The following is a 22,181-nucleotide window of genomic DNA, read 5'->3' as shown; positions in this document are numbered from 1 at the left end:
GCCAAAGGGCGGCTAAAAGCGACCTTGAACGCACCCACAGTAGAACCCCATCGTTTTATCCTTGAGCCCTTTGAGGCACGCCGTTTCGCCAATCTGTGCGGACAGTTCGACGAGCACCTGCGCCTGATCGAACAACGCCTGGGCATCGAGATCCGCAATCGCGGCAATCAGTTCGAGCTTATTGGTGAAGCCCAGCCCACTAAATCTGCAGAAAATCTGCTGCGCCGTCTCTACCGCGAAACCAAGGGTAGCGAGCTGTCGCCAGAAACCGTGCACCTGTATTTGCAGGAGTCGGCTGTGGAAGACTTGGCCAACAACCCCGTCGCTGAAGCCAGCGTGGCACTGCGTACCAAGAAAGGCATGATTCGCCCAAAGGGCTTGAATCAGCAGAAGTACGTCAAGGCAATCCTCGGCAACGATATCAATTTCGGCATCGGCCCCGCCGGTACCGGCAAGACCTACCTCGCCGTGGCCTGTGCAGTGGATGCCCTTGAGCGCGAGCAAGTGCGCCGCATCCTGCTGGTGCGCCCGGCGGTCGAAGCGGGCGAAAAGCTCGGTTTCCTGCCCGGCGACCTCGCACAGAAGATCGACCCGTACCTGCGTCCACTCTACGACGCGCTGTACGAGATGCTTGGCTTTGAATACGTGGCCAAGCTGATCGAACGCCAGGTGATTGAAATCGCCCCGCTGGCCTACATGCGCGGCCGCACCTTGAGCAACAGTTTCATCATCCTCGACGAAAGCCAGAACACTACGGTCGAGCAGATGAAGATGTTCCTGACCCGCATCGGGTTCGGCTCGACGGCCATCATCACCGGCGACATTACCCAGGTTGACCTGCCCAAGGGCACCAAGTCGGGCTTGAGCCATGTGATTGAAGTGCTCAAGGACGTGCCGGGTATCAGTTTCACGCATTTCTCACCCAAGGACGTAGTGCGCCACCCGCTGGTGCAACGCATCGTCGAAGCCTACGAGCGCTTCGAACACCGCGACGACGGACTGTCAAAGGACGTTCGCCGCGATGCTTGAGCTTGACCTGCAACTGGCCACCGAGGCGCCCGCCCCCAGCGAAGAACAATTCCGCCAATGGTGCGCACTGGCACTGCGCCAGCGCACTGCCGACTCGGAATTGACCATCCGTCTGGTGGACGAGCCCGAAGGCCGCGAGTTGAACCACACCTGGCGCCAGAAAAACTACGCGACCAACGTGCTGTCGTTCCCCGCCGACGTACCCGACGAGCTGCTGGATATCCCGTTGCTGGGCGATCTGGTGATCTGCGTCGAAGTGGTGGAGCGCGAGGCGAAGGAACAAGGTAAGACGCTGGAAGCCCATTGGGCTCATCTAGTCATCCACGGCTGCTTGCATCTCTTGGGTTACGACCATATAGACGATGACGAAGCCGAGGAAATGGAAACACTGGAACAAACGTTGCTTGCCGAACTGGGTCACCCTGATCCGTATGCAGACGACGAAACATAACTGACACAACAAAGGATTTAGAGTAATCGCTATGAGCGAAGACCGATCGAGCAACGGGCAAAAGTCATGGCTGGGTAAACTGACCCAGGCTTTTGCCCACGAGCCGAAAAACCGCCAGGAGCTGCTGGAGCTGCTGCGCGAGGCCCACCAGAACAAGTTGCTGGACAGCGAAGCGCTGGCCATCGTCGAAGGCGCCATCCAGGTCGCTGACCTGCAAGTACGGGACATCATGGTCCCGCGCTCGCAGATGATCAGCATCAAGGCGACTCAGACCCCGCGGGAATTCCTCCCGGCCGTGATCGACTCCGCGCACTCGCGCTACCCGGTGATCGGTGAAAGCCATGACGACGTCATGGGCGTCCTGCTGGCCAAGGACCTGCTGCCGCTGATCCTCAAGGAGAACGGCGACAGCTTCAACATCAAGGACCTGCTGCGTCCCGCCACCTTCGTACCCGAATCCAAGCGCCTGAATGTGCTGCTGCGCGAATTCCGCGCCAACCACAATCACATGGCCATTGTGATCGACGAATACGGCGGCGTGGCCGGCCTCGTGACCATCGAAGACGTGCTGGAACAGATCGTCGGCGACATCGAAGATGAGCACGACGTCGAAGAAGACAGCTACATCAAGCCGCTGCCGAGCGGTGACTTCCTGGTCAAGGCGCTGACGCCGATCGAGAACTTCAACGAGTTTTTCGACAGCGAATTCTCCGACGACGAGTTCGACACCGTTGGCGGCCTGGTAATGAGTGCGTTCGGGCATCTGCCCAAGCGTAACGAAACCACCGAGATCGGCGCGTATCGCTTCCGCATCCTGAATGCCGATAGCCGTCGTATCCACTTGATCCGCTTGACCCCTATTGCCCGTTAAGGACTGAAATGCGCCGCATGATCGCACCCGGCTGGCCCGGTAACTTGCTGGCCGTGGCGGCCGGCGCCATCACCACACTGGCGCTGGCGCCATTCGATCTGTGGCCGTTTGCACTGATCGCGGTGGGAGTGTTCTATGTCGGCCTGCGACAGCTGACACCCCGTCAGGCCCTGGGCCGTGGCTGGTGTTTCGGTTTCGGCCTGTTTGGTGCTGGCACCAGCTGGATTTACTACAGCATCCACCACTTCGGCGGCGCTTCGGTGCTGCTGGCGGGGTTCCTGATGCTGTTGTTCACCGCCGCCATTGCCTGGTTCTTCGCCCTGCCTGCCTGGCTGTGGGCACGCTGGTTGCGTCGCAATGAAGCACCGTTGGCAGATGCGCTGACGTTTGCCGCATTATGGGTCGGCCAGGAAGCCTTTCGCGGCTGGTTCCTCACCGGATTCCCGTGGCTGTACTCCGGTTACAGCCAGCTCGACGGCCCCCTCACCGGCCTGGCGCCAGTGGGTGGCATGTGGCTGATTTCCTTTGCCCTGGCACTGACGGCGGCCCTGCTGTGCAACCTGCCGCGCCTGCTGGCCAGTAAACGCAATGGGTTTATCGGCGCAGGTCTGGTGTTGCTGGTCGCCCCCTGGGCCATCGGCCTGGCGCTCAAGCATCACGCTTGGACGTCCCCGTCCGGCGCTCCGCTGACCGTAGCGGCCATCCAGGGCAACGTCGAACAAAGCATGAAGTGGGACCCCGAGCAGCTCAATGCACAGCTCGCGCTGTACCGCGACATGAGTTTCAGCTCCAAGCCTGTCGACCTGTTGGTGTGGCCGGAAACGGCGGTGCCGGTGCTCAAGGAGTCCGTCGAGGGCTACCTGGGGATGATGGGCAAGTTTGCCGCCGACCGACACACCGCGCTGATCACCGGCGTGCCAATACGCCAGGAAGTGCACCACCAGAAGCGCTACTTCAATGGCATCACCGTGGTAGGCGAAGGCGACGGCACTTACCTGAAGCAGAAGCTCGTGCCGTTTGGCGAATACGTGCCGCTGCAGGACATGCTGCGCGGACTGATTGCCTTCTTCGACCTGCCGATGTCGGACTTCGCCCGCGGGCCTGCCGACCAGGCGATGTTGCAGGCGAAGGGCTATCAGATCGCGCCTTTCATTTGCTACGAAGTGGTCTACCCGGAATTCGCCGCCGGACTGTCGGCCCAGAGCGACCTGCTGCTGACCATCAGCAATGACACCTGGTTCGGCCGCTCCATCGGCCCGCTGCAGCACCTGCAAATGGCGCAGATGCGTGCGTTGGAGGCTGGGCGCTGGATGATCCGTGCGACCAATAATGGCGTGACTGGGTTGATCAACCCGTTTGGCCAGATCACTGCGCAGATCCCGCAATTCGAGCGCGGAATCCTCTATGGCGAAGTGGTGCCGATGCATAACCTGACGCCATACCTGCAATGGCGCTCGTGGCCGCTGATCATCGTGTGCCTGGGGTTGTTTGGTTGGGCGCTGCTGGCAGGCCGGATGTCAAAAACCGTCTAACAGCCAACGCGAATCAAAATGTGGGAGAGGACTTGCCCCCTCCTACATCTTGATCTGCATTTTAATCAGCAGGGTTATCGATAGAACAACCGATACCCCACCTGCCCTACCGCCTCGTTGATCAACTGCCCGCTCTGCCACACCGACTTGAACTCGGGCATCCATCCACCCAGCGGCCGGGCATTGTCCACGCCCAGAAACCCCACCGGCGCCGGCACCACGGTGAAGCCGGCCTTTTCAAAACTCCACACCGAACGCGGCATGTGCCAGGCCTGGGTCACGACCACCACACGCTTGATGCCCTCGGGCAATAGAATCTCGGCACTCATCTGTGCGTTTTCCCAGGTGGTACGGCTGCGCTCTTCCTTCCAGCGCACCGTAACGCCGAAATCGTCCTGCATCGACACCGCCATCAGCTCAGCTTCGCTGGGCGGCGTGCCGTAGTGCAATCCCCCGGTGGTAAGCACCGGCAGGCCGGACGCCTTGGCCAGTCGGGCGGCATACCGCTGGCGCTCCAGGCCAATACCGGTAGGCTGATCAGAACCCCATGCCGGGTCGCCGCGCTCACGTCCCGAGCCCAGCACCACAATGGCGTCGGCGCGCTGGGCCAGGGTCGACCAGTCTTCACGCGCCAACGGAGGTTCGGTCTCCAGGGCCCGCGCGCCCCACTCCACGGCCACCGGCAAGCTGATCAACCACATGCCGCCAAACCCCAGGGCAAAGCAGCAACCGGCCAAACGTGGGCGAGTGCGTCTAAACCACCAGGCAAGGGCCAGCAGCAGCAAGAGAATGCCGGGCGGCAGGAGCAGTTGTTTAATGAAATAACGAATAGGCATCGGGCATCTCCAAAGATGCCCGAAGCCTAAGGTGTAACGGGGTTTAGCGACAATCTCTACAGTGAAATAGCGCAATGGTGTTGTTCAGCGGGGTTAACTACTTGTAGCGGGCGGACCGGAATGTTTCCGGGCCACGACCGGCCGGCAAGTCCTTGAGCCACACCACCTTGGCAGAGTGCGTAGGCTCTTGGACTGGCGGGGTTGCCACCCAAGGGGGCGCACTGCGTTTGTTGCGTTCCAGGTAAGCCTTGATCAGTTCCAACTCCGCGCGACTCAATCCACGCAGTTCCAACTCGACAGGCCGTTCATCACGCAATCGGCCCGCTGTCCTCGCTGCATCCAATGCACGACCCAATCGGTCGATCAGTCCCTCGTAGACGTCCGGTTTAGTTGCGATTCGCTGCGATTCAACCATCCCCTCACCTCATTGAAGAAAGACTTGCTCCCCACTGAACAGCGTAGCCCTCGTTGCTGCGCCTGCCCGGCGCCGCGACAGACGGCCTCGGCTACGCAATCAGGGTTTCCCTCGATAGAGTGGGGTCATGTATGCTACGGCGCTTCCTGTAACTCCACTTCCCGCAGGGTTTGGGCACGGACGCGCCGCTTTTTGGTGTCGAACAACCTGAACGTTGCACCGAAGAGGATTAGGCCACCCCTATCCAGTTCAAAAGTAGCCATGCACGAACAATATCAGCCCCGTGAAATAGAAAATGCCGCCCAAACCTTCTGGGACGAGCAAAAGTCCTTTGAAGTCAGTGAACAGCCAGGCAAGGAGACTTTCTATTGCCTATCGATGTTCCCTTACCCCAGCGGCAAGCTACACATGGGGCACGTGCGTAACTACACCATCGGCGACGTGATTTCCCGCTACCAGCGCATGCAAGGCAAGAACGTCCTGCAACCCATGGGTTGGGACGCCTTCGGCATGCCGGCGGAAAACGCTGCGATGAAAAACAACGTGGCTCCCGCCAAGTGGACCTACGAAAACATCGCCTACATGAAGACCCAGCTGCGCAGCCTGGGCCTGGCGGTGGACTGGTCCCGCGAAGTGACCACCTGCAAGCCGGATTACTACCGCTGGGAACAATGGCTGTTCACTCGCCTGTTCGAAAAAGGCGTGATCTACAAAAAAAGCGGCACCGTGAACTGGGACCCGATCGACCAGACCGTGCTGGCCAACGAGCAGGTGATCGACGGGCGCGGCTGGCGTTCCGGCGCGCTGATCGAAAAGCGCGAAATCCCGATGTACTACTTCAAGATCACCGCCTACGCGGATGAACTCTTGTCGAGCCTCGACGATTTGCCGGGCTGGCCTGAACAGGTCAAGACCATGCAGCGCAACTGGATCGGCAAGTCCAAGGGCATGGAAGTGCAGTTCCCGTACAACGTCGACTCCATCGGCGAAGCGGGCGCACTCAAAGTCTTCACCACCCGTCCCGACACCCTGATGGGCGCGACCTACGTCGCCGTGGCCGCCGAGCACCCGCTGGCCACCCAGGCCGCACAGAACAACCCCGAGCTGCAGGCGTTCATCGCCGAATGCAAAGGCGGCAGCGTGGCTGAAGCCGACGTCGCCACTCAAGAGAAAAAAGGCCTGCCGACCGGCCTGTTCGTCGAGCACCCACTGACCGGCGAGAAGTTGCCGGTTTGGGTCGCCAATTACGTGTTGATGCACTACGGCGATGGCGCAGTAATGGCTGTACCGGCCCACGACGAGCGTGATTTCGAATTCGCCACCAAATACAACCTGCCGATCAAGTCGGTGGTGCGCACCAGTTCGGGCGACACCAACCCGGCCCCGTGGCAAGACGCCTACGGCGAGCACGGCACCCTGATCAATTCCGGAGAGTTCGACGGCCTGGACTTCGCAGGTGCTTTCGACGCCATCGAAGTCGCGCTGATCAAGAAGAACCTCGGCGCCTCGCGCACCCAGTTCCGCCTGCGCGACTGGGGCATCAGCCGCCAGCGCTACTGGGGCTGCCCGATCCCGATTATCCACTGCGAAACCTGCGGTGACGTGCCGGTACCGGAAGACCAACTGCCGGTCGTGCTGCCGGAAGACGTGGTGCCGGACGGCGCCGGTTCGCCATTGGCACGCATGCCTGAGTTCTACGAGTGCAGTTGCCCTAAATGCGGCCAGCCAGCCAAGCGTGAAACCGACACCATGGACACCTTCGTGGAGTCCTCGTGGTACTACGCCCGCTACGCCTCGCCTCACTACGAGGGTGGCTTGGTGGAAAAATCCGCGGCTGACCATTGGTTGCCGGTGGATCAGTACATTGGTGGCATCGAACACGCCATTCTTCACCTGCTGTACGCGCGTTTCTTCCATAAGCTGATGCGCGACGAAGGCCTGGTGAGTTCCAACGAGCCGTTCAAGAACCTGCTGACCCAAGGCATGGTGATCGCCGAGACCTACTATCGCCGCGAAGCCAATGGCGCCTACACCTGGTTCAACCCGGCGGACGTCGAACTTGAGCGCGACAGCAAAGCCAAGGTCATCAGCGCCAAGCTGATCGCCGACGGCCTGCCGGTGGAGATCGGCGGTACCGAGAAAATGGCCAAGTCGAAGAACAATGGCGTCGACCCACAGTCGATGATCGACCAGTTCGGTGCCGACACCTGCCGTCTGTTCATGATGTTCGCCTCACCACCTGACATGAGCGCCGAATGGTCCGACTCCGGCGTCGAAGGCTCGCACCGCTTCCTCAAGCGCGTCTGGCGCCTGGCTCACGCCCATGTCAGCCAGGGCCTGCCGGCCAAGCTGGACGTGGCGTCCCTGAGCGACGAGCAGAAACTTATTCGCCGCAGCACCCACCTGGCCATCAAGCAAGCCAGCCAGGATGTAGGCCAAAACCACAAGTTCAACACCGCCATCGCCCAGGTGATGACATTGATGAACGTGCTGGAAAAAGCCCCGCAAGCGACCGAACAGGACCGCGCACTGGTACAGGAAGGCCTGGAAACGGTCACCCTGCTGCTGGCACCGATTACGCCGCACATCAGCCACGACCTGTGGAGCCGTCTGGGCCATAGCGACGCAGTCATCGATGCGCGCTGGCCGGTGCAGGATGACAGCGCCCTGGTACAGGACACGCTGCAACTGGTGATCCAGGTCAACGGTAAGCTGCGTGGCCAGATCGACATGCCGGCCAGTGCCAGCCGTGAAGAAGTCGAAGCGGCCGCACGCGTCAACGAGAACGTGCTGCGCTTTACCGAAGGCCTGACGATCCGCAAAGTGATCGTGGTGCCTGGCAAATTGGTCAATATCGTCGCTAGCTAATCGCATCGGGCGCAGGGCTTGAGCCCTGCGCCGAACAAAGCCTTCAAGGCCTCGATAAGGCCCACATGGTTTCAAGGGGAGCAACAAAATGATCAAACGCAATCTGCTGGTTATGGGCCTTGCCGTGCTACTGAGCGCTTGCGGCTTCCAGCTGCGTGGCACCGGCACCAATGACCTGACGATCAAGGAACTGGATGTCAGCGCGCGCGACGCCTACAGCGAAACCGTGACCCAGTTGCGCCAGGTCCTGGAAAACAACGGGGTACACGTCTACACCGGCGCAACCTACAAGCTGTTCCTGGCGAACGAAAAAGAAACCCAGCGCAACCTGAGCTACGCCAGCGCAGGGCGCGCCTCGGATATCGAACTGAGCACTGTGCTCAGCTTTGAAATCCAGGGCCGCGACCACCTGCCATTGATGGGTGACAACATCCAGGTGCAGAAAATCGTCAGCCACGATGGCAACAACCTGGTGGGCTCGGATGCCGAAATCATCCAGGTCCGCAAGGAAATGCGTCGTGATCTGGTGCAACGCGTAGTCTTGCGCCTGTCGATGCTGACCCCGGAGAAGCTGGAAACCTTGCAGCAAGCCGCTGACAACAAGGCCAAGGCTGACGCCGATGCGCTGAAAGCTGCGAAAGAGTACGAAGACAACACGCCGAAACAATCGCCTGTTGAAGTACCTGTCGAGTAAGCCAGACGGGGCGCCCCAGGCGCCCCGCTCTACCTGCCTATGAAACTCGCCCCCGCCCAACTCGCCAAACACCTGCAAGGTGGCCTCGCGCCTGTCTACATCGTCAGCGGTGATGACCCGCTGCTGTGCCAGGAAGCCGCCGACGCCATCCGTACCGCCGCACGCCAGCAGGGCTTCGATGAACGCCAGGTATTCAGCGCCGACGCCAGCTTCGACTGGGGCACGCTGCTGCAAGCCGGCGCGAGCATGTCGCTATTCGCCGAAAAACGCCTGCTTGAGCTGCGTCTGCCATCGGGCAAGCCTGGTGATAAAGGCGCGGCGGCACTGATGGAATACTGCTCACGTCCCGCTGAAGATACGGTCTTGCTGATCAGCTTGCCCAAGCTCGACGGCAGCGCGCAGAAGACCAAGTGGGGCAAGGCCCTGGTGGAAGGGGCGCAGACCCAGTTCATCCAGATATGGCCGGTGGACAGCAATCAGCTGCCGCAGTGGATTCGCCAACGCCTGTCACAATCGGGGCTGGCCGCAACGCAAGACGCCGTTGAACTGATCGCCGCTCGGGTCGAGGGCAACTTGCTTGCCGCCGCTCAGGAGATCGAAAAGCTCAAGCTGATGGCCGAAGACGGGCAGATTACCGTCGAAACGGCACAAGGCGCCGTGGCGGACAGTGCACGTTTTGACGTATTCGGGCTGGTGGATGCAATCCTCAACGGCGAACCCGCCCACGCCCTGCGCATGCTCGAAGGCCTGCGTGGCGAAGGGGTCGAGCCACCAGTGATTCTCTGGGCCCTAGCCCGAGAGCTTCGGGTATTGGCCAATATTGCCCTGCAGTACAGCCAAGGCACGCCGCTGGACAAGTGCTTCAGCCAGGCTCGGCCACCGGTGTGGGACAAGCGCAAACCCCTGATGAGCAAAGCCCTTCAACGGCACTCGGCGCAACGCTGGGCACAACTGTTGCTGGAGGCGCAGCGCATTGATGCACAGATCAAGGGCCAGGCGGCGGGTTCACCGTGGATGAGCCTCAGCCGTTTGTCGTTGTTGATGGCCGGTCAGCGCCTGACACTTCCAGCCGAATAATCCTAGTTTCCAAACACCACAGAACCAATGTGGGAGGGGGCTTGCTCCCGATGGCGGCGCTGAAGTCGACACATGTCTTGACTGAAACACCACCATCGGGGGCAAGCCCCCTCCCACATCTCCTATCGCATAAGCAATGAAATCTCCTACCTGCCGCCGGGCTTTACAGCTGTCCAACTTCGGCAGATGATTTGCACCGCTGCATCACATCTAAGGAGAGCATCGACCATGAGCAAAAAGCCATCCAAGCATGGCCCCAACAAGGCCAAATCCATCATCGCCCAGCCACTGTTCCGCAGCCGTCAGGAACGCGCCGGCAAGGGCAAGGGCAGCTACCGCCGCGAAGCCTTCCAGTCTAATAGCTGGGAGGCTTCTTACTTTCTGGCTGCCTGAAGGCAAGCGCCCCTCTGGCATGATAAGGTCAGCGTCTGATTTGTAATCCCTGGACCTGTGCATGCCCTCTCGTCTTTCCCGTCATTGGCACCTTCGCCAACTGATCGCTGCCTCCAGCCTCATTCTGCTTGTCGCCTGTGCGGAAAAACCTACCGCCGCCGACGCCCAACCGTTGCCAAAGCTCCAAACCGCACCCGTTGTAGCGCCCGCCGTCGTGGCCCCGCTGGCCGTGGACAATCTCGATATCCAACCGACCCAAACCTTCGCCGAATGGCAGGCGGGTTTCCGCGCGCAAGCCCTGCAGGCCGGCATTACCGCCGCCGTGTTCGACAATGCCTTCGCCAATGTCACCCCCGACATGGCGGTGATCCGCGCCGACCGCAGCCAGCCGGAGTTTTCCCGCCCGGTGTGGGAATACCTCGACGGTGCCCTATCGCCGTTGCGTGTGCGTAATGGCCAGGCACTGCTAATCAAATATGCCGACATCCTGCAAAGCATCGAGCAACGTTATGGCGTCGACCGCCAAGCGTTGGTGTCGGTGTGGGGCATGGAGAGTAACTTCGGCCAGTTCCAGGGCAACAATTCGGTAATCCGCTCCCTGGCGACCCTGGCCTATGAAGGCCGACGCCCAGCCTTTGCACAGGCGCAATTGCTGGCGGCACTGCAGATTATCCAACACGGCGATATCCAGGCCGACCAGATGAAAGGCTCCTGGGCAGGCGCTATGGGACAGACCCAATTTATCCCGACCACCTACAACACCCATGCCGTGGACTTCGACGGCGACGGTCGCCGCGATATCTGGAATAGCCCGGCCGACGCCCTCGCCTCCACTGCGCACTACCTGCAAAGCTCCGGCTGGCAGAAAGGCCAGCCTTGGGGGTTCGAGGTGAAACAACTGCCAGCGAACTTCGATTACGCCCTGGCCGATGGCGGCACCCGCAAAACCGTCGCTGAGTGGCTGAAACTGGGCGTGCAGCTGCCGCCGGGCGCCAGCATGCCAAGCAATGTCGACCAACTCTCCGCCGCCCTGCTGCTGCCTGCGGGCTATCGCGGCCCGGCGTTCCTGGTGCTGGATAACTTCCGCGCCATCCTCAAGTACAACAACTCATCGTCCTACGCGCTGGCGGTTGGCCTGTTGTCGGAGCGGTTTGGTGGCGGTGGCGTGATTCGTGGCGAGTGGCCGAAAGATGAGCTGCCACTGAGCCGATCCCAGCGCATGGATTTGCAGACGGCGTTGAGTGCCAATGGCTATGACGCGGGCAACCCGGATGGGATTATCGGCGCCAACACCCGTAAGGCGATTCGTGCGGCGCAGCAGGCGCTGGGCTGGCCGGCGGATGGGTATCCGACGGTGAAATTGCTGGAGTCGCTGCAAAACCGTTAGATCTGCTTATGGCGACTATCGCTATCGGGGGCAAGCCCCCTCCCACATTTTGATTTGTGAATACATTCAAGTGTGGGAGGGGGCTTGCCCCCGATGGCGGTTTGGCAGGCACCAACAGATTCAGGGTTTGAACACCACATCCTGCTCCAACACCACCCGCTTCTCCCCTGCATCCAAACGCACCAACGCGCCCATTGGCAGCGTCAGGTTCGGATCGCAATGCCCACTGCGCCAGCCGGCCAACACCGGTATGCACAAAGGCTCGAACGTCTGCTTCAGCAGGCGCTCCAGCGCAGCGTTATCCACCCCCGCCACATCCCCCACCAGCACACCCGCAACCTGGGCCAATTTACCGGCCAGGCGCAAGTGCGTCAGCAACCGGTCAATGCGGTAGATCGGCTCGTTGACGTCTTCGATAAACAGGATGATGCCTTCAGCGTCGATTTCGTAAGGCGTCCCCATGACCGCCGCAATCATCGACAGGTTACCTCCCAGCAAGCGCCCACAGGCAATGCCAGGCTCGATCGTGGTCAACGGGTACGCCACCGGGTGCGACAGCACACTGCCGGCGCCCATTTGTGCGCGCAGAAGGCTGAACAGTGAGGACTCGGTAGGCTGCTGCTTGTCGTCCAGCAGATCGGCATTGAGCATCGGCCCGTGGAAGGTCACGAAGCCGGCGTAGCGGCTGATCGCCAAGTGCAGGGCGGTGATGTCGCTGTAGCCCACGAATGGCTTGGGGTTAGCGCGTAGCAGTTCGAAATCCAGGCTATCGAGCAGACGCGGTGTTCCATAGCCGCCGCGCAGGCAAAAGATAGCGTCGATGTCCGGATCGGCGAAGGCGGCGTGCAGGTCACGCAGGCGCACTGCATCGCTGCCGGCGAGGTAGCCGTCGCGTTCATAGACGCCGGGGGAAATTCGCAGATCGTAGCCGCGCGTGCGCATCCATTGGCCAGCCCTTTCAACGTCCAGCACGGCGGGGCCGGCAGGTGCGATCAGGGCGATGGTGCCTTCAGAACGAAGGGCTGGAACGGCTGCTGTCATACACAACTCTCCCTAACTAGCGCGGAACGAAATGTGGGAGGGGGCGTGCCCCCGATTGCGGTGGATCAGCCAGCACATGTAGCGACTGACATACCGCAATCGAGGGCAAGCCCCCTCCCACACTGGATCTAAACCCCTATCAGGAAACCAGGCTTGCCTTGACCAACTTGGCTTGTTCGTCAGCGTGGTACGAAGAGCGTACCAACGGGCCCGAGGCGACGTTCTTGAAGCCCATCTTGTAGCCTTCCTCGGCGAACCAGGCGAAGGTGTCCGGGTGCACGAAACGCTGCACTGGCAAGTGACTGCGCGACGGTTGCAGGTACTGGCCCAGGGTCAGCATGTCGATGTCGTGTTCGCGCATGCGTTTCATGACTTCGATGACTTCTTCGTCGGTTTCGCCCAGGCCCAGCATCAGGCCGGATTTGGTCGGAATGTGCGGCATCATTTGCTTGAATTTCTGCAGCAGGGTCAGCGACCACTGGTAGTCCGAACCCGGACGCGCAGCCTTGTACAGGCGTGGCACGGTTTCCAGGTTGTGGTTGAACACATCCGGTGGCTCGGCGGCGGTGATTTCCAGCGCCACGTCCATACGGCCACGGTAGTCCGGGACCAGGGTTTCGAGCATCACGTTCGGCGACAGTTTGCGGATTTCGCGGATGCAGTCGGCAAAGTGCTGTGCACCGCCGTCACGCAAGTCGTCGCGGTCCACCGAGGTAATCACTACATATTTGAGTTTCAGGTCGGCGATGGCGATGGCCAGGCTTTCCGGCTCGTTCACGTCCAGTGGCTTCGGCCGGCCATGGCCAACGTCGCAGAACGGGCAACGACGGGTGCAGATGTCACCCATGATCATGAACGTGGCGGTTCCGCCGGAGAAGCATTCGCCCAGGTTCGGGCAAGAGGCCTCTTCGCATACGCTGTGCAGCTTGTGTTTGCGCAGCAGGGCCTTGATACGGTCGACTTCCGGCGAAACCGGGATACGCACGCGAATCCAGTCAGGTTTCTTCGGAAGTTCGGTGGTCGGAATGATCTTCACCGGGATGCGTGCAACCTTCTCGGCGCCGCGCAGCTTGACGCCGGCTTCCACCTTGGCACGCGGGGCCGGGGCCGGACGCTCGGTAACGTCCAGCGTCGGGATCATGGTTTGCACTGCATCAGTAGTCATAATCAGTCGATTCCGCCCGTTAGGGTCGTCTGCTCAGCATAGTCGAGGTGTTTGACGAGCTGCGCGCGCAGCCGGGCACTTACCTCGGCAAATTTAATCGGTGTAGCGTGTTCGCTCAGTTGGGTCATCGCCAACCCGGCATAGCCGCACGGGTTGATCCGCCGAAACGGGGCCAAGTCCATGTCCACGTTCAGGGCCAGGCCATGAAAGGAACATCCGTGACGAATCCGAAGCCCCAGGGAGGCGATTTTCGCGCCATCCACATACACACCGGGAGCATCAGGCTTGGCCGCGGCGGTCACGCCATAACTGGCCAGCAACTCGACCAGACAAGCCTCTATCCGGCTGACCAGATCGCGCACGCCGAATCCCAGCTTGCGCACGTCCAGCAACAGATAAGCGACCAACTGGCCGGGGCCATGGTAAGTCACTTGGCCACCTCGGTCGACCTGCACCACCGGAATATCCCCCGGCAGCAGCAAATGCTCAGCCTTGCCAGCCTGGCCCTGGGTGAACACTGGCGGGTGTTCCACCAGCCAGATCTCATCGGGGGCCGAGGTGCCACGCTCGTTGGTGAACCGTTGCATGGCGTGCCAGACAGGCTCGTAGGCCATCTGGCCGAGCTCGCGAAAGCCCAGGACCTCTGGCATCACAGCACCATGTGCACGAAGCCGGTGGCCCGCAGTTCGCTGTTGATGTCGTAGAGCTGGTCCTGGCCGGTCGCAACGATGTGCAACTGGATAGTCGTGTATTTACCGGTGGTGCTGGATCGCTCATCCACTCGGTTATCGTTGATCGTCGCGTGTTTACGCACGATCTCAAGAATCGTGTCCTTGCGGCCAACACCCGTGTCGCTGATCACCTTGATCGGGTAATCGACCACCGGGAATTCGATCTTGGGTGCCTTTACTTCGGTATCGGTCATGGCGTAACGGCCTCGTAAGCGGTAAGCCGTGGCGACGGCAAAGCCCCGCGTCGGATCAACGCGGGGCTTTGCAGGTGCACACTATCAGTTGAACAAGCCGTAGAAGAATAGACGGATGCTATCCCACACGCGGCGGAAGATACCACCTTCGTCGACAGCGTCCAGCGCGATCAGGTCAGCGCTGTGCACCACCTTGTCGTCCAGTTTCACTTCGACTTTACCGATCACGTCACCCTTGGCGATTGGAGCAACCAATTGCGGGTTCATGGTCATGCTGGCAGCGAGCTTTTTCAGCTGGCCTTTAGGCATGGTCAGGGTCAGGTCTTCAGCCAGGCCGGCCTTGACTTGAGAGGTTGCGCCCTTCCATACCGGCGCGGTCGCCAGTTCAGCACCCTTCTGATAGAAGGTCTGGGTTTCGAAGAAGCGGAAACCATAGGTCAGCAGCTTTTGCGTTTCGGCCGCACGGGCCTGCTCGCTGTTCGTGCCGAATACCACTGCAATCAGGCGCTGGCCGTCACGAACAGCGGACGACACCATGCAATAGCCAGCCTCTTCGGTGTGGCCCGTTTTCAGACCATCAACGGTCTTGTCGCGCCACAACAACAGGTTGCGGTTAGGCTGCTTGATGTTGTTCCAGAAGAACTCCTTCTGGGAGTAAATCGCGTAGTGCACCGGGTCAACACGAATGATCGCGCGGGCCAGGATCGCCATGTCGTGAGCCGACGAGTAGTGCTCAGGGTTTGGCAAACCAGTCGGATTCATGAAGTGGCTGTTGGTCATGCCCAGGTCGGCCACGGTTTTGTTCATCATGTCGGCGAATGCATCTTCGCTGCCGGCGATGTGCTCGGCCAGCGCGACGCTGGCGTCGTTACCGGACTGGATGATGATGCCGTGCAGCAGGTCACTTACGGTGACTTGCGAGCCCACCTTGATGAACATGCGCGAACCGCCGGTACGCCAGGCGTTTTCGCTGACGGTTACCGGGTCGTTCTCGCCGATCTGGCCGCGACGGATTTCCAGGGTCGCGATGTAGGCGGTCATCAGCTTGGTCAGGCTGGCTGGCGGCAGGCGTTGGTCACCGTTGCTCTCTACCAGCACGTTGCCGCTGGCAGCGTCCATCAGGACCCACGCCTTAGCGGCCAGTTGCGGTGAAGCCGGCACCATTTCAACCGCCCAGGCGGCCGGGGTGATGATCAGCGAGATAAGCAGGCACGTGCGTTTGGCTAAGGTGGTGATGTTCATCCGTCTCTCGAAATTGCTTATGGAAACTTGCCCTCGCGGGCAAAACTTATTCAGACAGCCCGCTACCAGACTGTCACGTGTTCGGTTGCCCGCTCACCCCTTGCCCCTGGGTTTTTATTGTTCAACGAGCCAACAACCACAGCTCAAACCCGCGCACGGGCCTGAACCATCAATTCTTTGTTATTCGGCGGTGACCACGCTGGGTTGTCCCAGGTTGGCCATGCGCACGCTGTTCTGTACTTGCGCCACTTCGCTCGGCGAGCCGATCGGGCCCATGCGCACGCGGTGCAGGGTTTGCTGGTTACGCACGATGGAGCTGATAAAGACCGGCGCGTTGACCATGCCACTGAGCTTGGACCTTAACAGTTCTGCCGCATCCGGGTTGGCGAAAGCGCCCACTTGCAGGTATTGCCCGCCAGCGACCGAAGCACCCGGCGCTGCGTGGGGCACGACCACCGTGTCCGGTGCGTGTTGCTGCGGTGGCGGTGTCCACTGTTCGATCTTGCCGGTGGATGCCGTCACTTGCGGCTGCGCACTCTGCGGTTCATTGAGCATCAGCGGGGCGGGCTTGCCACGCTGGGCCCAGTACTGCGCCGGGTCGATACCTTCGACCTTGACCCGCGCCGTACCGGTTTCGGCATAGCCGAGCTTCTTCGCGGCGGCGTAGGACAAATCGATGATCCGGTCCGAATAGAACGGCCCGCGGTCGTTGACCCGCAGGATCACCGTGCGGTTATTGTCCAGGTTGGTCACCCGCACATAGCTGGGCAGCGGCAAGGTTTTATGCGCTGCGCTCATGCCATACAGGTCATAGACCTCGCCGTTGGCAGTGTTCTGACCATGGAACTTGGTGCCGTACCAGGACGCCGTGCCCGATTGCACGTAGGTCTTGGATTCCTGCAACGGAAAGTAGGATTTACCCAGCACGGTATAGGGGTTGGCCTTGTAAGGGCCGGTGTGCAAGGTGGGCGTGGCATCCGGGATTTTGGACACGTCGACATCCCACCACGGCGCGCCGTCTTTGTGCGCGCGGTTGATGTCCAGGCCTGGCTGGGAACGTACGGCGGTACCGCCGGACTTCTGTGGTGCCGGGCCACGGCTTGTGGAACAACTGACGACCAGCAGGGACAACGCGGCGAACGCCACCAGCTTGAGCGGTTGATTGAACGGCGATGCCCGCATTACTTGTTGCCCCGTGCTTGGACCAGCATGTCTGACAGCTGATGCACGGCCATGGCGTACATCACACTGCGGTTATAACGCGTGATTGCGTAGAAATTCTTCAGGCCCATCCAATATTCAGGGCCATTTTCGCCTTCCAGGCGGAACGCCGTGACCGGCATATCATCGCGTGGCGCATTCTGACTCGACCAGCCCAGCGCCCGCAACTCCCCGACCGTCTTGGCCGGCTCGATGCCCTGGGTCAGGCCTTCATCGGCACGTTCCCCGCTGACGTCGGCGCGAATCACTACGGGCTCGCCGCCCACCCAGCCATGGCGCTTGAAGTAGCTGGCCACGCTGCCGATGGCGTCGTCGGGATTACTCCAGATGTTGATGTGGCCGTCACCGTCAAAATCCACGGCATAGGCGCGAAAGCTGCTCGGCATGAATTGCGGTAAGCCCATCGCCCCGGCGTAGGAGCCTTTGAGGGTCAGCGGGTCGACCTGCTCTTCGCGGGCCAACAGCAGGAATTCGCGCAGCTCCTTGCGGAAGAAGTCGGCGCGAGGCGGGTAATCGAAGCCCAGGGTCGACAAGGCGTCGATCACCCGATAGCTGCCGGTATTGCGTCCGTAAAAGGTTTCAATGCCGATGATCGCAACAATTACCTGGGCCGGCACGCCGTATTCCTGCTCGGCGCGGGCCAGCACGGCTTCATGCTGGCGCCAGAAGTCCACACCGCGCGCCACGCGGGCGTCGGTGAGAAACATCGGGCGATATTCCTTCCACTGCTTCACGCGTTCGGCGGGGCGGGAGATGGCGTCGAGGATCGCCTGCTTTTTCTGGGCTTCGCGGAACACGCCCATCAGCTGCTCACCTGCGAAACCGTAGTCGCGGGTCATCTCACCGACAAATTCGGCGACCTGGGGTGAACCATCGTAGTCACCGGCCTGCGCCTCTTGCGTTGCGCCCAGTAGCCCAATCAGGCCCATCCAGGACGCATGCCGAGTGGCCCAGCCGCGCATTACTTGCATTGACATCTTCACCTTATTCAAACCTGTGCGATCCACTTGCGATGCGTATGAATCGACATCAAAACCCCAAACGCTGACAGCAATGTCACCAGCGAAGTTCCGCCGTAGCTAATGAACGGCAACGGCACCCCAACCACCGGCAACAGGCCACTGACCATACCGATGTTGACGAAAACGTAAACAAAAAAAGTCATGGTCAGGCTGCCTGCGAGCAATTTGCCGAACAGCGTCTGTGCCTGTGCGGTAATTACGAGGCCGCGCCCGATCAGCAGCAAATAGATCAGCAACAGTGCGCAGATGCCTACCAAGCCGAACTCTTCGCCCATCACCGCGATAATGAAGTCGGTGTGGCTCTCTGGCAAAAAGTCCAGGTGCGACTGGGTGCCCAGCAGCCAACCCTTGCCAAACACGCCGCCGGAACCGATGGCTGCCTTGGACTGGATGATGTTCCAGCCGGTGCCGAGCGGGTCGCTTTCCGGATCGAGAAACGTGAGGATCCGTTGCTTTTGGTAGTCGTGCATAAAGAAGAACCACATGGCCACCGCCACCGGTACGGCCGCAGCCAGCACACTGAGGATCCAGCGCCAGCGCAAGCCACCCATGAACAGCACGAACGCACCACCGGCGAGGATCAGCAGCGAGGTGCCGAGGTCCGGCTGACGAACGATCAGGATGAACGGTACGCCAATCAAAATCAGGCTGATGCCTACGTGTTTAAGCTGCGGCGGCAAGGTGCGCTTGGACAGGTACCAGGCAATGGTGGCCGGCATCAGGATCTTCATGAATTCCGACGGCTGGAAGCGAATCACCCCCGGAATGTTGATCCAGCGGGTTGCGCCCATGGCGTTGTGGCCCATCACGTCCACCACCACCAGCAGCAATACACCGGCGACGTAGCCAAGCGGCACCCACCGCGCCATGAAACGCGGCTCCAACTGGGCAATCACCACCATGGACAGCAGACCCAGGCCAAAAGACGACGCTTGCTTGATCAGCAGGTCCCAGTTCTTGCCGCTGGCCGAATACAGCACAAACAGGCTGCCGGCGGCCAGGGTCAGCAACAGGATCAGTAACGGGCCATCAATGTGCATGCGCTGCAGCAACGTCGCGCGGCGACGCATCACATCCTCGCTGGAGAGGATGCGGTCAAAATTACTCTTCACTGGCCGTAACCTCGGGGTTTGAAGGGGGGCCGCCATATTCGGGCTTGAGCCTGCCGTCGTCGGCCAACAACCAGGCATCCATCACCTGGCGCACCACGGGGGCGGCAACACCGGAGCCGGACTCGCCGTTCTCCACCATGACGGCCACGACGATTTTCGGGTCGTCTGCCGGAGCAAAACCGACGAACAAGGCGTGGTCGCGGTGGCGCTCCTGGACCTTGGTGCGGTCGTATTTCTCGCCCTGCTTGATCGCGACCACCTGGGCCGTACCGCTCTTGCCGGCAATGCGGTACTGCGCACCGATTGCGGCTTTTCGCGCGGTGCCACGGGCGCCGTGCATCACTTGCTGCATACCATGGTTGACCTTGGTCCAGTCGGACGAGTCGCGCAGCACGATGTCCGGGATCGGGTTGTCATCCACCGGTTTCTCGCCCTCGATGGTCTTGGCCAGGTGCGGGCGATTCCAGATACCTTTGTTGGCCACCAGCGCGGTAGCCTGGGCCAGCTGCAACGGGGTGGCCTGCATATAGCCCTGGCCGATGCCGAGGATCAGGGTTTCACCCGGGAACCACGCCTGACGACGGGTCGCACGCTTCCACTCCCGGGACGGCATCAGGCCAGGAGATTCTTCGAACATATCCAGGGAAACTTTCTGACCGAGGCCGAACTTGCCCATGTAGGCAGACAGCCGGTCGATCCCCAGCTTATGGGCCAGGTCATAGAAATAGGTGTCGTTGGACCGCATGATCGCGGTGTCCAAGTCGACGTAGCCGTCACCGGTGCGGTTCCAGTTACGGTATTTGTGATCGTAGTTGGGCAGCATGTAGTAGCCCGGGTCGTACACGCGACTGGAAGCAGTGACCACGCCTGCATCCAGGCCAGCAATCGCCACCGCGGGCTTGATGGTCGAACCGGGCGGATACAGGCCGCGCAGCACGCGGTTGAACAGCGGTCGGTCGATGGAGTCGCGCAACTCGGCGTAGGCCTTGAAGCTGATCCCGGTCACAAACAGGTTAGGGTCGAAACTTGGCTGGCTGACCATGGCCAGGACTTCACCCGTTTTCGGGTCCAGTGCCACCACGGCGCCACGCCGCCCACCCAAGGCCATCTCCGCCGCTTCCTGCAGCTTGATGTCCAGACTCAGCACAATGTCCTTGCCGGGAATCGGGTCGGTGCGCTTGAGCACGCGCAATACGCGGCCACGGGCATTGGTCTCTACTTCTTCATAACCCACCTGGCCGTGCAGTTCCGGCTCGTAGAAACGCTCGATGCCGGTCTTGCCGATATGGTGGGTACCGCTGTAATTGACCGGGTCGAGGCTCTTGAGCTCTTTTTCGTTGATCCGCCCCATGTAGCCGACCGAGTGCGCAAAGTGCGCGCCCTGCGGGTAATGACGTACCAACTGTGCCACCACTTCCACACCCGGCAACCGGAACTGGTTTACCGCGATGCGGGCGATCTGCTCTTCGGTCAACTCAAACAGGATCGGCACCGGCTCAAAGGGCCGACGCCCCTGCTTCATGCGCTTTTCGAAGATCACTCGGTCTTCCGGCGTGAGTTGCAGCACCTCGACGATAACATCGAGGACTTGCTGCCAATCGCCGGAACGCTCGCGGGTCATGCTCAGGCTGAAGCTGGGCCGGTTATCCGCGACCACCACACCGTTGCGGTCGAAAATAAGCCCACGGGTCGGCGGAATCGGCTGCACATGCACCCGGTTGTTTTCCGACAGCGTGGAGTGGTACTCGTACTGGATCACCTGCAGGAAATACAGGCGGGCGATCAGCACACACATCAGCCCGACGACCAGAATCGCACCAAACACGACGCGAGCGCGTACAAGACGTGCGTCTTTCTCGTGGTCCTTGATGCGGATCGGCTGGGTCATCGGGAGGGGCGCAGACTATTTGTGGTAAGGGTGCCCGGACAGAACTGTCCAGGCGCGATACAGCTGTTCACCGATCAGAATCCTTACCAACGGGTGCGGCAACGTCAGTGCCGACAGCGACCAACGCTGGTCGGCTCGCGCGCAGACTTCAGGCGCCAGCCCTTCCGGGCCACCGACCATGAAGTTGACGGTGCGCGAGTCCAGGCGCCAGCGATCCAGTTCCACCGCCAGTTGCTCGGTGCTCCAGGGTTTGCCGTGCACTTCGAGGGTGACGATGCGCTCGTTGGGGCCGACCTTGGCCAACATGGCTTCGCCTTCCTGACGGATAAAGCGCGCTACGTCGGCATTCTTGCCCCGGGTGTTGAGCGGTATTTCCACCAGTTCCAGCGACAGCTCAGCGGGCAGACGCTTGGCATACTCGTGCCAGCCTTCTTCCACCCACTTGGGCATGCGTGAACCGACAGCGATCAGACGCAGGCGCACAGCCGTTCCTTATTCCTGGTCTTTGTTGAGCTTGTCGAAGTGCGCGTGGCCCACTTCCGGGCTGTGGTGCTTGCCATCAGCGGCACGGCTCTGCTCGGCGCCTTTCCACAGACGCTCCAGGTCATAGAACTGACGGGCGTTGGAGGTCATCATGTGAACGATCACGTCGTCCATGTCCAGCAGCACCCAGTCGCTGTCGCCCTTACCTTCTTCACCCAGTGGCTTGACGCCTTGGGCTTTGACGGCTTCGCGGACCTTGTCCAGCATCGCGCCGATCTGGCGGTTGGAAGTACCAGTGGCGATGATCATGAAGTCGGTGATGCTCTGCTTGTCACGTACGTCCAGAACCTGAATGTCCTGGGCCTTCACGTCTTCCAGGGCGGCAACGGCGACTTTTACCAGCTCTTCGCCAGCCAGTTCCGGGCCAACGTGGGCTTCAACCGGCAGCGGGGCGCTTTTGAACGTGCCTTTGCGTTTTACTTTGCTTACGTCTTTGTTCGTCATAAAAAACTCGTTTTGCTCATATGTT

General features: G+C 60.7%; 22 protein-coding genes. 9 read left to right on the top strand and 13 right to left on the bottom strand.

The annotated features are described in order from the left end of the window. Nucleotides 1-24 precede the first annotated feature (24 nt). Genes AB4N82_RS13665 through lnt form a run of 4 tightly spaced genes read left to right on the top strand, consistent with a single transcriptional unit; the run spans nucleotide 25 to nucleotide 3,883 of the window. The gene (locus AB4N82_RS13665; RefSeq protein ID WP_032884609.1) at nucleotides 25-1,029 is read left to right on the top strand and encodes a PhoH family protein; all 1,005 of its coding nucleotides are present in this window, start codon (nucleotides 25-27) and stop codon (nucleotides 1,027-1,029) included. Continuing rightward, nucleotides 1,022-1,480: an rRNA maturation RNase YbeY gene (ybeY, locus tag AB4N82_RS13660; RefSeq protein WP_122765284.1), complete on the top strand. Its 459-nt coding sequence runs from the start codon at nucleotides 1,022-1,024 to the stop codon at nucleotides 1,478-1,480. The genes AB4N82_RS13665 and ybeY overlap by 8 nt, the downstream gene beginning before the upstream one ends. Nucleotides 1,481-1,511: 31 nt before the next feature. After that, entirely contained in the window at nucleotides 1,512-2,351 is an 840-nt protein-coding gene (locus tag AB4N82_RS13655) for an HlyC/CorC family transporter (RefSeq protein ID WP_005791724.1), read from the top strand. Between the two features lie 8 nt (nucleotides 2,352-2,359). After that, nucleotides 2,360-3,883: an apolipoprotein N-acyltransferase gene (gene lnt, locus AB4N82_RS13650; protein ID WP_122756002.1), complete on the top strand. Its 1,524-nt coding sequence runs from the start codon at nucleotides 2,360-2,362 to the stop codon at nucleotides 3,881-3,883. A 74-nt stretch (nucleotides 3,884-3,957) separates the two neighbouring features. On the opposite strand, the gene AB4N82_RS13645 is transcribed toward lnt, so the two are convergent. Then, complete coding sequence (locus AB4N82_RS13645) at nucleotides 3,958-4,719, bottom strand: YdcF family protein (protein ID WP_095186210.1); 762 nt, start codon at nucleotides 4,717-4,719, stop codon at nucleotides 3,958-3,960. Between the two features lie 97 nt (nucleotides 4,720-4,816). Continuing rightward, on the bottom strand, nucleotides 4,817-5,134 hold the full coding sequence (locus AB4N82_RS13640; protein WP_032884605.1) for a hypothetical protein: 318 nt from the start codon (nucleotides 5,132-5,134) through the stop codon (nucleotides 4,817-4,819). 261 nt (nucleotides 5,135-5,395) lie between these two features. On the opposite strand from AB4N82_RS13640, the gene leuS reads away from it, so the two are divergent. The 5 genes from leuS to AB4N82_RS13615 all read left to right on the top strand — a co-directional run bounded on the left by leuS (nucleotide 5,396) and on the right by AB4N82_RS13615 (nucleotide 11,553). After that, nucleotides 5,396-8,002 carry a leucine--tRNA ligase gene (leuS, locus tag AB4N82_RS13635; protein ID WP_122752989.1) on the top strand — a complete coding sequence of 869 codons (2,607 nt, stop codon included), beginning with the start codon at nucleotides 5,396-5,398 and terminating at the stop codon, nucleotides 8,000-8,002. Nucleotides 8,003-8,090: 88 nt separating this feature from the next. Next, the gene (locus AB4N82_RS13630) at nucleotides 8,091-8,696 is read left to right on the top strand and encodes an LPS-assembly lipoprotein LptE (RefSeq protein ID WP_032884603.1); all 606 of its coding nucleotides are present in this window, start codon (nucleotides 8,091-8,093) and stop codon (nucleotides 8,694-8,696) included. A gap of 39 nt (nucleotides 8,697-8,735) precedes the next feature. Beyond that, a complete protein-coding gene (gene holA, locus AB4N82_RS13625; protein ID WP_122765283.1) occupies nucleotides 8,736-9,773 on the top strand; it encodes a DNA polymerase III subunit delta in 1,038 nt (345 codons plus the stop codon). A gap of 228 nt (nucleotides 9,774-10,001) precedes the next feature. Then, nucleotides 10,002-10,166, top strand: a complete 165-nt coding sequence (gene arfA, locus AB4N82_RS13620) for an alternative ribosome rescue factor ArfA (protein WP_003176285.1) — start codon at nucleotides 10,002-10,004, stop codon at nucleotides 10,164-10,166. 61 nt (nucleotides 10,167-10,227) lie between these two features. After that, entirely contained in the window at nucleotides 10,228-11,553 is a 1,326-nt protein-coding gene (locus tag AB4N82_RS13615; protein WP_032884601.1) for a lytic murein transglycosylase, read from the top strand. A 120-nt stretch (nucleotides 11,554-11,673) separates the two neighbouring features. Here AB4N82_RS13615 and AB4N82_RS13610 read toward each other — a convergent pair whose 3' ends face one another. The 11 genes from AB4N82_RS13610 to rsfS form a co-directional block, all read right to left on the bottom strand. After that, on the bottom strand, nucleotides 11,674-12,594 hold the full coding sequence (locus tag AB4N82_RS13610; protein WP_122765282.1) for a S66 peptidase family protein: 921 nt from the start codon (nucleotides 12,592-12,594) through the stop codon (nucleotides 11,674-11,676). A 139-nt stretch (nucleotides 12,595-12,733) separates the two neighbouring features. Beyond that, the gene (gene lipA, locus AB4N82_RS13605) at nucleotides 12,734-13,735 is read right to left on the bottom strand and encodes a lipoyl synthase (protein ID WP_162163623.1); all 1,002 of its coding nucleotides are present in this window, start codon (nucleotides 13,733-13,735) and stop codon (nucleotides 12,734-12,736) included. Nucleotides 13,736-13,761: 26 nt separating this feature from the next. Continuing rightward, nucleotides 13,762-14,409 (bottom strand): lipoyl(octanoyl) transferase LipB, encoded by a 648-nt coding sequence (gene lipB, locus AB4N82_RS13600; protein WP_032884599.1) that lies wholly within the window; start codon nucleotides 14,407-14,409, stop codon nucleotides 13,762-13,764. Beyond that, nucleotides 14,409-14,684 carry a DUF493 domain-containing protein gene (locus AB4N82_RS13595; RefSeq protein ID WP_032884598.1) on the bottom strand — a complete coding sequence of 92 codons (276 nt, stop codon included), beginning with the start codon at nucleotides 14,682-14,684 and terminating at the stop codon, nucleotides 14,409-14,411. The genes lipB and AB4N82_RS13595 overlap by 1 nt, the downstream gene beginning before the upstream one ends. A gap of 84 nt (nucleotides 14,685-14,768) precedes the next feature. Continuing rightward, on the bottom strand, nucleotides 14,769-15,926 hold the full coding sequence (locus tag AB4N82_RS13590; RefSeq protein ID WP_032884597.1) for a D-alanyl-D-alanine carboxypeptidase family protein: 1,158 nt from the start codon (nucleotides 15,924-15,926) through the stop codon (nucleotides 14,769-14,771). A 180-nt stretch (nucleotides 15,927-16,106) separates the two neighbouring features. Continuing rightward, complete coding sequence (locus AB4N82_RS13585; RefSeq protein WP_032884596.1) at nucleotides 16,107-17,108, bottom strand: septal ring lytic transglycosylase RlpA family protein; 1,002 nt, start codon at nucleotides 17,106-17,108, stop codon at nucleotides 16,107-16,109. Further along, nucleotides 17,108-18,118, bottom strand: coding sequence for a lytic murein transglycosylase B (gene mltB / locus AB4N82_RS13580; RefSeq protein ID WP_032884595.1), 1,011 nt, complete (start codon nucleotides 18,116-18,118; stop codon nucleotides 17,108-17,110). The genes AB4N82_RS13585 and mltB overlap by 1 nt, the downstream gene beginning before the upstream one ends. Nucleotides 18,119-18,135: 17 nt before the next feature. After that, on the bottom strand, nucleotides 18,136-19,239 hold the full coding sequence (rodA, locus tag AB4N82_RS13575; protein ID WP_050442794.1) for a rod shape-determining protein RodA: 1,104 nt from the start codon (nucleotides 19,237-19,239) through the stop codon (nucleotides 18,136-18,138). A 31-nt stretch (nucleotides 19,240-19,270) separates the two neighbouring features. Then, nucleotides 19,271-21,169: a penicillin-binding protein 2 gene (mrdA, locus tag AB4N82_RS13570; protein ID WP_032884594.1), complete on the bottom strand. Its 1,899-nt coding sequence runs from the start codon at nucleotides 21,167-21,169 to the stop codon at nucleotides 19,271-19,273. Nucleotides 21,170-21,184: 15 nt separating this feature from the next. Continuing rightward, nucleotides 21,185-21,652 (bottom strand): 23S rRNA (pseudouridine(1915)-N(3))-methyltransferase RlmH, encoded by a 468-nt coding sequence (gene rlmH / locus AB4N82_RS13565; protein WP_003176297.1) that lies wholly within the window; start codon nucleotides 21,650-21,652, stop codon nucleotides 21,185-21,187. Nucleotides 21,653-21,661: 9 nt separating this feature from the next. Further along, on the bottom strand, nucleotides 21,662-22,156 hold the full coding sequence (rsfS, locus tag AB4N82_RS13560; protein WP_003176298.1) for a ribosome silencing factor: 495 nt from the start codon (nucleotides 22,154-22,156) through the stop codon (nucleotides 21,662-21,664). Nucleotides 22,157-22,181: the final 25 nt, after the last annotated feature.

This window comes from Pseudomonas sp. H1_D04 (assembly GCF_054683855.1).
Note: the sequence above shows the minus strand (reverse complement) of the source record. Positions and strands in the feature narration are given on the sequence as shown.

What these genes read in the sequence shown, in the direction of transcription:
- lipB (WP_032884599.1), bottom strand. Translation starts at nt 14,409, where the DNA reads ATGCCAGAGGTCCTGGGCTTTCGCGAGCTCGGCCAGATGGCCTACGAG.
- leuS (WP_122752989.1), top strand. Translation starts at nt 5,396, where the DNA reads ATGCACGAACAATATCAGCCCCGTGAAATAGAAAATGCCGCCCAAACC.
- lipA (WP_162163623.1), bottom strand. Translation starts at nt 13,735, where the DNA reads ATGATCCCGACGCTGGACGTTACCGAGCGTCCGGCCCCGGCCCCGCGT.
- AB4N82_RS13655 (WP_005791724.1), top strand. Translation starts at nt 1,512, where the DNA reads ATGAGCGAAGACCGATCGAGCAACGGGCAAAAGTCATGGCTGGGTAAA.
- AB4N82_RS13630 (WP_032884603.1), top strand. Translation starts at nt 8,091, where the DNA reads ATGATCAAACGCAATCTGCTGGTTATGGGCCTTGCCGTGCTACTGAGC.
- lnt (WP_122756002.1), top strand. Translation starts at nt 2,360, where the DNA reads ATGCGCCGCATGATCGCACCCGGCTGGCCCGGTAACTTGCTGGCCGTG.
- mrdA (WP_032884594.1), bottom strand. Translation starts at nt 21,169, where the DNA reads ATGACCCAGCCGATCCGCATCAAGGACCACGAGAAAGACGCACGTCTT.
- rsfS (WP_003176298.1), bottom strand. Translation starts at nt 22,156, where the DNA reads ATGACGAACAAAGACGTAAGCAAAGTAAAACGCAAAGGCACGTTCAAA.
- AB4N82_RS13585 (WP_032884596.1), bottom strand. Translation starts at nt 17,108, where the DNA reads ATGCGGGCATCGCCGTTCAATCAACCGCTCAAGCTGGTGGCGTTCGCC.
- ybeY (WP_122765284.1), top strand. Translation starts at nt 1,022, where the DNA reads ATGCTTGAGCTTGACCTGCAACTGGCCACCGAGGCGCCCGCCCCCAGC.
- AB4N82_RS13645 (WP_095186210.1), bottom strand. Translation starts at nt 4,719, where the DNA reads ATGCCTATTCGTTATTTCATTAAACAACTGCTCCTGCCGCCCGGCATT.
- arfA (WP_003176285.1), top strand. Translation starts at nt 10,002, where the DNA reads ATGAGCAAAAAGCCATCCAAGCATGGCCCCAACAAGGCCAAATCCATC.
- holA (WP_122765283.1), top strand. Translation starts at nt 8,736, where the DNA reads ATGAAACTCGCCCCCGCCCAACTCGCCAAACACCTGCAAGGTGGCCTC.
- AB4N82_RS13615 (WP_032884601.1), top strand. Translation starts at nt 10,228, where the DNA reads ATGCCCTCTCGTCTTTCCCGTCATTGGCACCTTCGCCAACTGATCGCT.
- AB4N82_RS13590 (WP_032884597.1), bottom strand. Translation starts at nt 15,926, where the DNA reads ATGAACATCACCACCTTAGCCAAACGCACGTGCCTGCTTATCTCGCTG.
- AB4N82_RS13640 (WP_032884605.1), bottom strand. Translation starts at nt 5,134, where the DNA reads ATGGTTGAATCGCAGCGAATCGCAACTAAACCGGACGTCTACGAGGGA.
- AB4N82_RS13595 (WP_032884598.1), bottom strand. Translation starts at nt 14,684, where the DNA reads ATGACCGATACCGAAGTAAAGGCACCCAAGATCGAATTCCCGGTGGTC.
- rodA (WP_050442794.1), bottom strand. Translation starts at nt 19,239, where the DNA reads ATGCGTCGCCGCGCGACGTTGCTGCAGCGCATGCACATTGATGGCCCG.
- AB4N82_RS13610 (WP_122765282.1), bottom strand. Translation starts at nt 12,594, where the DNA reads ATGACAGCAGCCGTTCCAGCCCTTCGTTCTGAAGGCACCATCGCCCTG.
- mltB (WP_032884595.1), bottom strand. Translation starts at nt 18,118, where the DNA reads ATGCAAGTAATGCGCGGCTGGGCCACTCGGCATGCGTCCTGGATGGGC.